The organism is Micromonospora aurantiaca ATCC 27029, assembly GCF_000145235.1.
Taxonomy (GTDB): Bacteria; Actinomycetota; Actinomycetes; order Mycobacteriales; family Micromonosporaceae; genus Micromonospora; species Micromonospora aurantiaca.
In genome coordinates, this window is the sequence record NC_014391.1 from 6,902,859 (window position 1) to 6,916,041 (window position 13,183).

Consider the following 13,183-nt stretch of genomic DNA (forward strand, 5'->3'; position numbering starts at 1 on the left):
CGATGGGACCTTCGATGACAAGCGACTCCCCCGCCCCGCACTCCGGCCTGTCCACCGTGAAGGCCGCGAAGCTCGCCGCGGTCGGTCTCCTGGCGGACCGCAAGGAACGCCGCGAGCTGGAACGGCCGGTCGAGGGGGGCGGCCGCCGGCTCACCCTGAAGGTGGAGCGTCCGATCTTCATCCTGGGCGCCCCGCGTTCCGGCACCACGTTCCTCGGCAGTTGCGTCGGCGCGCTGCCGGACGTGTCGTACCACTTCGAACCGCGCCTGACCAAGGCGGTCGCCCGCTGTGTCTACGAGGGAAGCTGGACGCCGCAGCGGGCCGCCCGCTACTTCCGCGGCTACTACGGCGCGCTGCTCGCCGCGTCCGGGCACGGCGGCCTGCGCTTCGCCGAGAAGGACCCGGAGAACTGTTTCATCGTGCCGTTCCTGACCGAGGTCTTCCCGGACGCGGTCTTCCTGCACGTCTACCGGGACGGGCGGGACGTGGCGGTGTCGCACGCCGAGCAGCCCTGGCTGAATGCCGCGTCCACCGGCACCGGCCGCAGCGGCCGGGGCGGTACGCCGTGGGGCGCCGCGCCCCGGTTCTGGGTGGAGCCGGAGCGGCGCGAGGAGTTCACGCAGGTCTCCGACCTGGGCCGGTCGGCCTGGATGTGGCGGCGGTTCACCAGCAGCGCGCTCACGCAGCTCGCCGAGCTGCCCGCGGAACGGGTGCGGCACCTGCGGTACGAGGACGTCGTCACCCGCCCGGCCGAGGCGGCCGAGGTCGTGGCCGACTTCCTGGAGGTCGGTGACCCGGCCGGGCGGGAGGCGCTGCACGCCCGCTTCGCCAAGGCGCGGCCGGGCTCGGTGGGCCGGTGGCGGCAGCGACTGACCGAAAAGGATCTGGCCGACGTGATGGCTCAGGCCGGGCCGCTGCTGACGCAACTCGGCTACCCCGCCTGAGCGCCGCGTCACAGGTAGAGTGCCAGGGGTCGCCCGCCCGGCCCGGCGTGCCTCTCCGCCCACGCGGATCCGTCAGGGCCCCCATACCGTGGCCGGCGACCGTCCTGGGGAGAGGTTGCGGTGGTACGACGGTTACGACTGACGATGGCTGCCGTGCTGGGCCTGGCATTCCTGGCCCCGGCCGTGGCGGCCTGTGACATCGGCTCGGAGCGATCCGACGAGACGGCGACGGCGGTGCCGCCCCCGCCGACTGTGACACCGCGGACCGCTCCGGTCCGCACCACCGGGTGGGGGCCGGAGCCGCCGGAGAAGGGGGCCTGGCTCGGCACCTGGGTCAAGCCGCAGTACCACAACGCCAGCGGGCGGGCCGCGGCGTTCGATGCGTTCAACCAGGCGGCCGGCGGCAACCTCGCCATCGCGCACATGTTCCACGAGTGGAACGAGCCGTTCCCGAGCGCCACCGAGAAGTTGTTCCAGTCCCGGGGCAAGCTCCAGATGATCTCGTGGCAGGGCACCGACACCCGGTCCACAGTCAGCGGCGTCTACGACGCGCTGATCCGGGAACGCGCGAAGGACGTCAAGGAGTTCGGCGTTCCGGTGCTGCTGCGTTACCGGTGGGAGATGGACCGGCCGAACCTGGCCGCGAGCATGCACTCGCCGGAGGACTACGTCGCCGCCTGGAAGCACGTCCGCGGCATCTTCGCCGAGATGGGCGTCACCAACGCCGGGTGGGTGTGGTGCCCGCACGCGGACGGGTTCGCCGAGCCGCAGCGCCGGGCCGCCGCCTACTACCCGGGCGACGACCAGGTCGACTGGCTCTGCGCGGACGTCTATCCCAGTCCGGAGTGGAACAGCTTCTCCAACCGGATGGACCACTTCATGGCGTTCGCCAAGAAGCACCCGCGACCGGTCATCATCGGCGAGTACGGCCTGACCCAGGACGGGCGGCCGGGCCAGCGGGCCGAATGGATGCGCGAGGTCGGGCCGTACCTGAAGAAGCACCCGCAGATCAAGGCGGCGGTCTACTTCGCGGCCCGGCAGACGGAGAAGCCCATCTACGACAGCACCTTCGGCAACGACCCGGAGAGCGAGCAGGTATTCCGGGAGATGGCGACCGATCCGTACTTCCAGCCGCCGATGCCCGACCTGAGTGTTTCCTCAGGAACACCCTCCGTGTCCACCAGGTGATCGTCGTTCGTCTTTTCGTGTGACCCGGTGCGTTTCCTCGGTCAAAAAGGCCCAACCCGGGTGGACGGGCGACGGCCGAATGCGAGAAGGTATTGCTCTCACGTCTGCGGTCGGTCGGGTGACGCCCCGCCTCATGTCGGCACCGACCACGATCGCAGCGCCTCCGACGTTTCCCCCGGAGTAGCCTGTGGCTTCCTCGATCCTGAGACACCGCTCGGTGTCCGCCTTCGGCGCTGCCGTGCTCGGCATCGCCACCTTGTTCACACCGGTACCGGCGCTCGCCGCGCCGGCCGCGGCGCCCGCGCCCGACCACAGCACGATGGTCGGCGAGGTGCCCTCGGAGAAGACGCCGAACATCAACGACGGCAACGTCGTGGCCATCCACGACGCCGGCAGCAAGGTGATCGTCGGCGGCTCGTTCACCAACGCGCAGAACCGGGGTTCCTCACCCACCCCGGTCGAACGCCGCGGACTGCTCGCCTTCGACAAGGCGACCGGCAAGATCGACAACGCGTTCGCGCCGGTGCTCGACGGTGACGTCACCGCCGTCATCGCCGGCCCGACCCCGGGCACGGTGTACGTCGCCGGCAAGTTCAACAAGGTCGGCGACAAGAACTTCCGCAAGCTGGCCCTGCTGAACGTCGCGGACGGCACCCCCGTCGACGGGTTCAAGGGCCCGGCGTTCAACGGCACCGTGAACGACATCGCGCTCGTCGACGGCCACCTGCTGGTGGGCGGCATCTTCACCACTGTGACCGCGACGACCAACCGCAACGGGCTGGCCTCGCTGAACCCGACCACCGGCGCGGTGGACGACTACCTCACCGTGTCGCTCACCGAGCACCACAACTGGACGCCGACCAACAACGGCGCCTCGGCCGGTGTCGGTACGGAGAAGCTCGCCGTCTCCCCCGACGGCAAGCACCTCGTGGTGATCGGCAACTTCAAGAAGGCCGACGACGTCGTGCACGACCAGATCGTGCGGATCAACCTGGGCGAGAGCTCGACGACCGTCGCCGACTGGAACACCGACGGCTACTCCGCGGCCTGCAAGTACGCCGCGTTCGACTCGTGGGTGCGCGACATCCAGTTCTCCCCGGACAGCAAGTACTTCGTCGTGGTCACCACCGGCGCGTCGTACCCGGGCACGCTCTGCGACTCCGCGGCCCGCTGGGAGACCGCCGCCAGCGGCGACGGCCAGAAGCCGACCTGGACGAACTTCAGCGGCGGCGACACCTTCCTCTCGGTCGGCATCAGCGAGAAGGCCGTCTACGTCGGCGGTCACTTCCGCTGGTCGAACAACCCGCTCGCCCGCGACAAGGCCGGACCGGGCGCGGTGCCGCGGGCCAGCATCGCGGCGCTCGACCCGGTGAGCGGCCTGCCGCTGTCCTGGAACCCGGGCCGCCACCCGCGCGGCTACGGCGTCACCGAGATGCTGGTGACCCAGGAGGGCCTCTGGCTCGGCAGCGACCAGGAGTACATCGGCAACTTCGACTACCAGCGCAAGCGGCTCGCCTTCTTCCCGCTGGACGGCGGCAACGCCCCGCACTCGACCAGCACCAAGGGTCTGCCGGGCAACGTCTACCAGGCCGGTCGCGCGGCGCAGACCGAGGTGCTCTACCGGGTCAACGCCGGTGGTCCCGCCATCCCGGCCACCGACGGCGGGCCGGACTGGGCCGCCGACAGCGCCACCGAGCCCAGCCCGTACCACAACACGGGCAACCAGGTCACCAGCTACACCACGAACGCGACGTTCGACCCCACCGTGCCGGCGAGCACGCCGGCCACGCTGTTCAACACCGAGCGGTGGGACGAGGCGACCGCGCCGGACATGCAGTGGGACATCCCGGTCGCGGCCGGCACCCGGGTCGACGTCCGGATCTACATGGCCAACCGCTGGTCCGGCACGAGCAAGCCGGGCGCCCGCAAGTTCGACGTCAGCATCGACGGCGTGCTCAAGCTGAACGACTTCGACCCGGTCGTCACCGCCGGCGGGACCGACCGCGGCACCATGCAGTCCATCTCGGTGGTCAGCGACGGCGTGGTCGACATCGACTTCGGCCGGGTGCTCCAGAACCCGCTGCTGCACGGCATCGAGATCGTCAAGACCGCGCCCACGCCGGACGCCTCCGACGTGCTCTACCGGATCAACGCGGGCGGCGACCAGCTGGCCGCGCCGAGCGGCCCGGCCTGGGCCGCGGACACCGCCGCCGCGCCGAGCACCTACCACAACGCCGGCAACCAGGTGACCAGCTACACCACGAACGCCTCCCTCGACGGCACGGTGCCGTCGGGCACCCCGGTGGAGCTGTTCAACGCGGAGCGGTGGGACGAGTCGCCCGCGCCGGACATGCAGTGGGACTTCCCGGTCCCGGCCGGCACGCCGGTGCAGGTGCGGCTCTACCTGGCGAACCGCTGGGCCGGCACCGCCACCGCCGGCAAGCGCAAGTTCAACGTGACGATCGACGGCGTGGTCAAGCTGAGCAACTTCGACCCGATCGCCGCGATCGGCGCCACCAACCGGGGCACCATGCGCGCGTTCCCGATCACCAGCGACGGCAACATCGACATCGACTTCGGTCGCGTCCTGGAGAACCCGCTGGTGCAGGGCATCGAGATCGTCAAGCTGCCCCCGGTGCCGCCGGCCACCACCGTCGACAGCATCACCAAGCGCACGTACGACGGTGCGACCTCGGTCGGCAACGCGATGTCGGTGCCGAACGCGGACAACACCGGCTGGTCGGGCGTCAAGGGCGCCTTCTGGGTCGGCGGTGACCTGTTCTACGGCGTCGGCGGCGACCTCTACAAGCGCTCGTTCGACGGCAGCGAGTTCGGCACCCCGAAGAAGCTGGACCCGTACCACGACGCCAAGTGGGACCTGGTCGTCACCGGCTCCGCGCCGGAGGGCTCCACGTACGCCGGCATGACCGGCAACTTCTCCGCCGAACTGCCGAACGTGACGGCCATGTTCTACAAGGGCGGCCGGATCTACTACTCGCTGGCCGGTCAGAGCACGCTGTTCTGGCGCGGGTTCGCGCCGGACACCGGCACCGTCGGCGCCGAGCGCAACACGGTCACCGGCACCACGGCCTTCGCCGACGCGGGCGGCCTGTTCCTGGACGGCGACACGCTCTACGTCGTCTCCCGGAGCACCGGCACCCTGTCCTCGATGGCGTGGTCCGACGGCGTGCCGACCGGCTCCGCCACGGTGCGCAGCGGTCCGAGCGTCGACGACGTGGACTGGCGCGGCACCTCGGTCTTCGTCGGCCCCTGACGGGCGGGCACGACCGGAACGGAACAGATACGACGATGGCCCGGCCGATATCGGCCGGGCCATCGCCCTTTCCCCGGCGCCGATCGCGCCGGGCCGGATCAGGTACGGGTCGGCGCGTGCTCGCCCGCCCAGACCCGCATCAGGTCCCGTACCGAGATCACTCCCGCCACCTCCCGCCCGTCGAGCACGACCAGGTGACGGAACCCGCCGCGGGCCATCGCCGCGGCTGCCTCCTCGACCGTCCAGTCCGGGCCGGCGTAGACGACGTCCCAGGTCAGGTGTGCCCCGGTGCGCTCGACATCCGGGTCGAGCCCGGCGCCGATCGCCTTCAGCACATCGCGTTCGGTCATGATCCCCACTCCCTCGGAGTCCGGGTCGATCACGACCGCCGACCCGACACCGCGGGCCGACATCATCCGGGCCGCCTGCCGGAGCGTGTGCTCCGGCCCGACCACCAGTACCTCGCTGGACATCGCTTCCCGTACCTGCATCACACATCACCCCTGTGGGACGGCGACTGAGTACGGACATGGTGGGCCATCGATGCGTACCGGGACAAGAACGGGCATCGCCGGAGACGGCCCGGATGGCTACTGTCGGAGGGTGCCCACCGAGCCCCTCCGCTGCGCCGGCGCGCTGATCGTCGACGACGACGGCCGCATCTTCATCCAACGCCGATCCCCCGAGCGACGCCTCTTCCCGAACTGCTGGGACATCGTCGGCGGCCACCTCGAACCGGGCGAGGAGATCGACGACGCGCTGCGCCGGGAGGTCACCGAGGAGACCGGCTGGACCCTGTCGCACGTGCTCGGCCTGGTCGGCGAATACCGGTACACCGCCGACGACGGGCTGACCCGGGTGGAGACCGACTTCCTGGTCCGGGTGGACGGCGACCTGAGCCGGCCCCGGCTGGAAGCCGGCAAGCACACCGAGTTCCGCTGGCTTGCGGAGTCGGAGATCGCGCTGCTCGACGAGCACCGGAACGTCAACGACGGAATGATCCGGCGGATCGCGGAGGACGGCTTCGCGGCGCTGCGCTCGATCGGGCTGACGGGCTGAACCACTGCCGGTCGGTGCCCGGCGATATCCTCGCCGGGTGGAATCGGGTCGAGAAGAGGAGCGTGTCGGCATGATCGGGATGGTGCTCGCCGCAGGTGCGGGGCGCCGGCTGCGGCCGTACACCGACACCCTGCCCAAGGCCCTGGTGCCGGTCGACGGGGAGACCACCATCCTCGACATCGCGCTGCGCAACCTCGCCGAGGTGGGGCTGAACGAAGTCGTGATCGTGGTCGGCTACGCGGCCGACGCGGTGCGGCAGCGCCAGGCCGCCCTGGAGGAGAAGTACGGCGTCACGATCACCCTGGTCCACAACGACAAGGCCGAGGAGTGGAACAACGCGTACTCGCTCTGGCTGGCGCGTGAGCACTTCTCCCGTGGGGTGCTGCTCGTAAACGGCGACACCGTGCACCCGGTGAGCGTGGAGAAGACGCTGCTGGCCGAGCGCGGCCCGGGCATCCTGCTCGCCGTGGACACGCTCAAGCCGCTGGCCGAGGAGGAGATGAAGACCACCTTCGACGCCGCCGGCCAGCTCACCCGGATCACCAAGCTGATGGACCCGGGCGAGGCGTACGGCGAGTACATCGGCGCGACGCTCATCGAGCCGCAGGTGGCCGAGCCGCTCGCGGACGCGCTGGAGGCGACCTGGCGGCGCGACCCGAACCTCTACTACGAGGACGGCTACCAGGAGTTCGCCGAGCGCGGCGGCGAGGTGCGGGCGGCCCCGATCGGCGACGTCTCCTGGGTCGAGGTCGACAACCACGCCGATCTGGCCCGGGCGCGGGAGATCGCGTGCCGCTACTAGCCCGCAGCGTCCTCACCCCGCTGCACATCGACGTGCGGCGGGGCGCGGTGGCCGATCTGGCGGCGATCCTCTCCGACGGGCGGATCTCGGCCGGTGGCGACGTCGCCGTGGTGGTCGGGCCGGGGCAGGGCGAACGGATCGCCGAGCTGATCCGGCCGTCGCTGCGCTCGGCCGACGTGTTCACGGTGGCCGGGGGGACGCTCGACGCCGCCGACGACCTGGGGGCGAAGCTGCGCACCCGGTCGTACGACGCGGTGGTCGGCATCGGCGGCGGCAAGACCATCGACGTGGCCAAGTACGCGGCGACCCGGCGCGGGCTGCCGATGGTGTCGGTGGCGACGAGCCTCGCCAACGACGGCATCGCCTCTCCGGTGGCGAGCCTGATCACGGAGGGCCTGAAGGGCTCCTACGGTGTGCACATCCCGATCGCGGTGATCGTGGACCTGGACTTCGTGGAGGCCGGGCCGGAGCGGCACAACCGGGCCGGCGTCGGCGACGTGGTAAGCAACATCAGCGCACTGGCGGACTGGGAACTGGCCCGGCGGGTACGCGGTGAGCGGGTCGACGGGCTGGCCGCCTCGCTGTCGCGCGCCGGCGCCGAGGCGGTGCTCAACCACCCGGGCGACATGAGCGACGACGGCTTCGTCACGGTGCTCGCCGACGCGCTGATCTCCAGTGGTCTGGCGATGGCGATCGAGGGCACCAGCCGGCCGTGCAGCGGCGGCTGCCACGAGATCATGCACGCGATCGACGCGCTGTTCCCCGGCACCGCCTCGCACGGCGAGCTGGCCGGGCTCGGCGCGCTGTTCTGCACGTTCCTGCGCGGCGACGAGCGCCGGTTCGCCGAGATGGCGGCCTGCCTGACCCGGCACGGGCTGCCCCGGCTGCCGGCCGAGGTCGAGCTGACCGACGACCAGTTCGTCGAGGCGGTGCAGTTCGCGCCGGCCACCCGGCCGGACCGCTACACCATCCTCGAACACCTCGCGATGTCCGCTACCGAGACGCGGGAGCGGCTGGCAGACTACGCCGGTGCCCTCCGCGACCACATTGGCTGAGCCCCGTCCCACCGTCGCCGACTTCCACCGGGTCAACCGGGGAGGCGGCCTGTTCAGCGAGTCGATCAGCCAGTGGATCGGGGCGGCCTTCGCGCTGGCCGCGCAGCGCCTCGGGTTGCGCCCGACCGCGCTGACGCTCGCCAACCTGGTGCTGGGGCTGGCCGCCTCGGTCACAGTGGTGGCGCTCGCCGACGACGTGGCCGCCGGCACCGTACCGGCCTGGGTGGTCGGGCTGGTCGCCCTGGTCGCCTGGCAGATCGCGTACGCGCTGGACTGCGCCGACGGGCAGCTCGCGCGGGTGACCGGTCAGGGCAGCGCGGCCGGCGCCCGGATCGACGTGCTCTGCGACGTGGCCGCCCAGATCGCGCTGGTGGCCGCCATCGGCGCGACAGCCGTGGCGCAGCGCCCGTCCACGCCGGTCTGGCTGGTGGCGGTGTTCGCGGGCACCTGGATGGTCAACCTGGTGACCTCGGTGATGCAGTCGGGGCCGAACGCGGCGAGCATGGTGACCTCGACCTCGCTCCCGGTACGCCTGGTCAAGCTGGTCCGCGACTACGGCGCGGTGATCTTCCTGGCCGGCCTGGTGCTGGCCTTCGCCCCCGCGCTGGCGCTCTGGCTGATGGTCGCGTTCACCGTGGTCAACGGCGGATTCCTGCTGGCAAGCATCGCCTTCTCCGCCCGCGCCTCCCTGCGGTAAGGAAGGGCCCCTTCTTAACGCCTCGTGCATTGAAAGGGGCCCCTCCTAACACCTCGGTCAGCGCGCGGGACGACCTCCGGCCAGGCCGGCGTAGATGTCGATCAGGCGCTTCGTGATCACGTCGGGGTGGAAGGTGCGCTCGTAGCGGGACCGGGCCGGGCCAGCGAGCATGCGTGCCTCGGCGGCGGCCAGCGGCAGCGCGGCGGCGAGCACGTCCACCTCGGGCGCCACCACCCAGCCGGCCTCGCCGCGCTGCACCCCTGACGGCAACGCGACCCGCCCGTCGCCCGGCGCCGCGGTGGCCACCTCGGCCGGGCCGGTGCCGGCGGGCTCACGCGGGCCGTCCGCGCCCACCAGGTACGGGATGCCGCCGAGCGCGGTGCCGAGCACCGGCCGCCCGGCCGCCAGCGCCTCGATGATCACGGTGGGCAGCACGTCGTGCCAGGTGGAGGTGGCCAGCACCACGGAGCTGTCGGCCAGCGCCGCGCGTACCCCGGAGCGGTCGAGCTGACCCAGGTAGAGCACGTCGGGCCGTTCGTCGGCGGCCGCCTCGGCGAGCGGACGCAGCTTGCCGTCACCGGCGATGCGCAGCGGGCCGAGCGCGCCCACCGGGTGCCGCCGCCACGCCGCGAGCAGCAGATCGAGGCCCTTCTCGGGGCTGAGCCGGCCCATGAAGAGGAAGCCGTTCCCGGACGGCGCCGGGGTGCCCGGGTCGGGCACGGCGTTCGGCTTGACCACGATCCGCTCGTCCGGGATGCCGTAGTCGCGCAGATGATCAGCGACCGCCGTGGTGAGCGCGATGTACCGGTCCACCGACTTCCAGGTGGGGCGGTGCACGGCGAGCGTGGTCGCCATCAGCGCGCTCTGCGCCCGGGAGTTGCGGTAGCAGCGGTGCACGATCGCCGGTACGCCCAGCGTCCGCCCCCGGCAGTCCTGGCAGATCACGCCGTCGCGGAAGTAGAGGCCCGAGGAGCAGACCTGCCGGTAGTTGTGCACCGTCTGCACCACCGGCACGCCGCGCTTGTGCGCGGTCCGCACCACCCAGGGCGAGAGCAGAGGGTACGGGTTGTGCAGGTGCAACACGTCCGGCCGATGCTCGGTGAGCAGGCGGTCGAGGTCGTGCTGGGCCTTCGGGGCCCAGATCGGCGAGATCGGCAGCAGCGCCTTGGCCGGCTTGGACATCGACGGGATCTCGTCCGAGCTGCGCAGGAACGGCAGCACCTCCACGCCGGCGGCGGTGAGCTGGGCGATCTCCGCGTCGACGATGGTGTTCTCGCCGGAGGGCTGGGCTTCCCGGTACCGGTTGTGCGCCACCACGATTCTCACAGAGCTCGCCTTTCGTTCGCGACTGTGCCGATCTCTGCTCGCGGCTGCGGGGCTCGCAAGCTCACTCCTCGCGCTCGCGCATGGGACTCGCCAGCTCATTCCTCGCGCTCACGGGAAAGAAGGCTACCGTTGTACCGTGCCCGAACTTCCGGAGGTGGAAGCGCTCGCCGGTTACCTGCGCGAGCGTGCGGTGGGCCGCCGCGTCGAGCGGTTCGAGGTCGCCGCGATCAGCGCCCTGAAGACGTACGATCCGCCGCCGAGCGCGGTCGCCGGCCGTGCGGTCACCGGCGCCGGCCGGTACGGCAAGTTCCTGGACGTCCGGTTCGACGAGGGACTGCACCTGGTGGTCCACCTGGCCCGGGCGGGCTGGCTGCACTACCGGGAGGCGTTCCCGGCGACGACCCCGCTGCGGCCCGGCAAGGGCCCGATCGCGGTGCGGGTACGCCTCGACGACGGCTCCGGCTTCGACCTGACCGAGGCCGGCACCCAGAAGAAGCTGGCCGCCTACCTGGTCACCGACCCGGCGCAGGTACCGGGCGTGGCGAAGCTCGGGCCGGACGCGCTGGAGGCGGACCTGCCGACCTTCGCCGAGCGGCTGCGCAGCCGCCGGGGTCAGGTGAAGGGCGTGCTGACCGACCAGTCGGTGCTCGCCGGGGTGGGGAACGCGTACTCGGACGAGATCCTGCACGCGGCGCGGCTCTCCCCGTTCGCGATCACCGACCGGCTCACCGACGACCAGCTCGCCGGTCTGCACGCGGCGACGCGGACGGTCCTCGGCGACGCGGTACGCCGGTCGATGGGGCAGCGGGCCGCGGAGCTGAAGGGCGAGAAGCGTTCGGGCCTCAAGGTGCACGCCCGCAAGGGGCTGCCGTGTCCGGTCTGTGGCGACACCGTACGGGAGGTCTCGTTCGCCGATTCGAGCCTCCAGTACTGCCCCACCTGTCAGACCGGTGGCAAGCCGCTGGCTGACCGAAGGTTGTCCCGCCTCGTACGGTGAGTAATGGCATTCGCCGGTTACCGAGTGGAATCGACCCGGGATCGCCGATGCTCCCGGTCCGCCCCTCTACCCGAGCCGTCATCCATCGGTATAGTGGCTCGGTCCCCGGCTTCACAACTGATTCGGAGCCGGCCAGATCTCACCGAGCACCAGCGGAACGGCTTCCTCGCGGGGGCCGGTCCGGGCCGGGCCCGCGTGGGAGACTGGGACGGTGAGCGACCCGGGCCCTCACGCCGAGTGAGGACGCGGGTCATGCGGGAGGACATGGGTTGAGGTGACGACAAGCCTCCAGCGCCCGGTAACCGACAGAGGCCGGAGCAAGAGCGTGCGGCACGTCGACAGCTTTGAGATCCAGCCGCCGACTCCGCCGTCGCACAACGGCGTACCCCGGTCGGCGTGGGCCCGAGCCCGGCGCCGGGTGTCCCGGTGGCACCGGCCCTACATCGCATTCCTGCTGCTGCTCGACTTCGGCGCGGCCGCCCTGGCCAGCTTCCTGGCCGTGCAGATCTTCGAGCAGGCCGCCTCCGGCTTCCGGAACGCGCCCGAGGCGTGGTTCTACACCGTGGCCTTCGCGCTCCTGCCGCTCGGCTGGGTGCTCATCCTCTGGGGCAACCGGGCCTACGACCGGCGCTACCTTGGCCTCGGCCCGGACGAGTTCAAGCGGGTGATCCGCGGCGGCGTCGCGGTCGCCGCGACGGTCTCGTTCCTCGCCTTCGCCACGAAGACCACCCTGTCCCGCTGGACGGTCGGCTTCGCGCTGCTCGGCGCCCTGCTGCTGATCCTGCTCGGCCGCATGATCGCCCGGGCCTGCCTGCACGCGCTGCGCCGCCGCGCCGGCCACGCCGGGCACCGGATGGTGCTCGTCGGCACGCTTCCGGAGTGCCTGGAGGTCTACACCACAGTCACCCGGAACCCGTCCGTCGGCCTCGTGCCGGTGGCCATCCACCTCACCGACGGGTACGCCGCCGCGCGCGGCCTGGAGACCCCGGTGCCGGTGTACGCGGGCCGGGACGTACTGGCCCTGGTGCGTGAGGTCGGCGGCGACACGATCGCGGTCTGCGGCTCGGCCAGCGCCGAGCCGGGCGAGCTGCGCCGGCTGGCCTGGCAGTTGGAGGGCTCCGGCGTCGATCTGGTGGTTGCGCCCCAGCTCACCGACATCGCCGGTCCCCGGGTGCACATCCGCCCGATCGAGGGCCTGCCGCTGCTGCACGTCGAGGAGCCGACCCTGTCCGGGCCGGCGCTGCTGGTCAAGAACCTGATGGACCGGGTCGCCGCCGGGCTGGGCCTGCTGCTGCTGGCCCCGCTCTTCCTCGCCATCGCCGTCGCCATCCGGATCTCCGACCCCGGGCCGGTCTTCTTCCGTCAGCCCCGGGTGGGGCACGAGGGGCGGACGTTCCGGGTCTGGAAGTTCCGGACGATGTACGTCGACGCCGAGGAGCGGCTGGCCGGCCTGGTCGACCAGAACGAGACCGACGGCATGCTGTTCAAGATGAAGCAGGACCCCCGGGTCTTCCCGGTGGGCCGCTTCCTGCGTGCCACGTCGCTGGACGAGCTGCCCCAGCTGATCAACGTGCTCTGGGGCGAGATGTCGCTCGTCGGCCCGCGCCCGCTGCCCGCCGACGACGGCGACTTCCTCGGCGACGTCCGGCGCCGGCTGCTGGTCCGGCCGGGCATGACCGGTCTGTGGCAGGTCTCCGGCCGCTCCGACCTGTCCTGGGACGAGGCGGTCCGGCTCGACCTCTACTACGTCGACAACTGGTCGCTGGCGTACGACCTGAGCATCCTGTGGCGGACCGTGGGCGTGGTGCTGGCCCGCAAGGGCGCGTACTAGCGCTACCGGG

The 13,183-nt window shown here is 71.5% G+C and carries 11 protein-coding genes; 9 read left to right on the forward strand and 2 right to left on the reverse strand.

The genetic code is table 11. From position 1 onward, the window contains the following. Positions 1-14 precede the first annotated feature (14 nt). The 3 genes from MICAU_RS30865 (at position 15) to MICAU_RS30875 (ending at position 5,406) form a co-directional block, all read left to right on the forward strand. The gene (locus tag MICAU_RS30865) at positions 15-944 is read left to right on the forward strand and encodes a sulfotransferase family protein (protein ID WP_013289276.1); all 930 of its coding nucleotides are present in this window, start codon (positions 15-17) and stop codon (positions 942-944) included. Between the two features lie 144 nt (positions 945-1,088). After that, on the forward strand, positions 1,089-2,132 hold the full coding sequence (locus tag MICAU_RS30870) for a glycoside hydrolase family 26 protein (protein WP_013289277.1): 1,044 nt from the start codon (positions 1,089-1,091) through the stop codon (positions 2,130-2,132). A gap of 217 nt (positions 2,133-2,349) precedes the next feature. Beyond that, complete coding sequence (locus MICAU_RS30875) at positions 2,350-5,406, forward strand: malectin domain-containing carbohydrate-binding protein (RefSeq protein WP_244879700.1); 3,057 nt, start codon at positions 2,350-2,352, stop codon at positions 5,404-5,406. 98 nt (positions 5,407-5,504) lie between these two features. Here MICAU_RS30875 and MICAU_RS30880 read toward each other — a convergent pair whose 3' ends face one another. Then, positions 5,505-5,897, reverse strand: a complete 393-nt coding sequence (locus tag MICAU_RS30880; protein WP_013289279.1) for a CBS domain-containing protein — start codon at positions 5,895-5,897, stop codon at positions 5,505-5,507. Between the two features lie 112 nt (positions 5,898-6,009). On the opposite strand from MICAU_RS30880, the gene MICAU_RS30885 reads away from it, so the two are divergent. From MICAU_RS30885 to MICAU_RS30900, 4 genes are all read left to right on the forward strand, one after another. Further along, the gene (locus MICAU_RS30885; RefSeq protein ID WP_244879701.1) at positions 6,010-6,465 is read left to right on the forward strand and encodes an NUDIX domain-containing protein; all 456 of its coding nucleotides are present in this window, start codon (positions 6,010-6,012) and stop codon (positions 6,463-6,465) included. Positions 6,466-6,535: 70 nt separating this feature from the next. Further along, positions 6,536-7,267 carry a phosphocholine cytidylyltransferase family protein gene (locus MICAU_RS30890; RefSeq protein WP_013289281.1) on the forward strand — a complete coding sequence of 244 codons (732 nt, stop codon included), beginning with the start codon at positions 6,536-6,538 and terminating at the stop codon, positions 7,265-7,267. Next, on the forward strand, positions 7,255-8,322 hold the full coding sequence (locus MICAU_RS30895) for an iron-containing alcohol dehydrogenase family protein (RefSeq protein WP_013289282.1): 1,068 nt from the start codon (positions 7,255-7,257) through the stop codon (positions 8,320-8,322). The genes MICAU_RS30890 and MICAU_RS30895 overlap by 13 nt, the downstream gene beginning before the upstream one ends. Continuing rightward, positions 8,297-9,019, forward strand: a complete 723-nt coding sequence (locus tag MICAU_RS30900; RefSeq protein ID WP_013289283.1) for a CDP-alcohol phosphatidyltransferase family protein — start codon at positions 8,297-8,299, stop codon at positions 9,017-9,019. Before MICAU_RS30895 ends, MICAU_RS30900 begins: the two co-directional genes overlap by 26 nt. A 57-nt stretch (positions 9,020-9,076) precedes the next feature. Here MICAU_RS30900 and MICAU_RS30905 read toward each other — a convergent pair whose 3' ends face one another. Beyond that, positions 9,077-10,345 carry a glycosyltransferase gene (locus tag MICAU_RS30905; protein ID WP_013289284.1) on the reverse strand — a complete coding sequence of 423 codons (1,269 nt, stop codon included), beginning with the start codon at positions 10,343-10,345 and terminating at the stop codon, positions 9,077-9,079. Positions 10,346-10,481: 136 nt separating this feature from the next. On the opposite strand from MICAU_RS30905, the gene MICAU_RS30910 reads away from it, so the two are divergent. After that, on the forward strand, positions 10,482-11,342 hold the full coding sequence (locus MICAU_RS30910) for an Fpg/Nei family DNA glycosylase (RefSeq protein ID WP_013289285.1): 861 nt from the start codon (positions 10,482-10,484) through the stop codon (positions 11,340-11,342). 325 nt (positions 11,343-11,667) lie between these two features. Continuing rightward, a complete protein-coding gene (locus tag MICAU_RS30915; RefSeq protein ID WP_013289286.1) occupies positions 11,668-13,173 on the forward strand; it encodes a sugar transferase in 1,506 nt (501 codons plus the stop codon). The last annotated feature ends 10 nt before the right edge of the window (positions 13,174-13,183 follow it).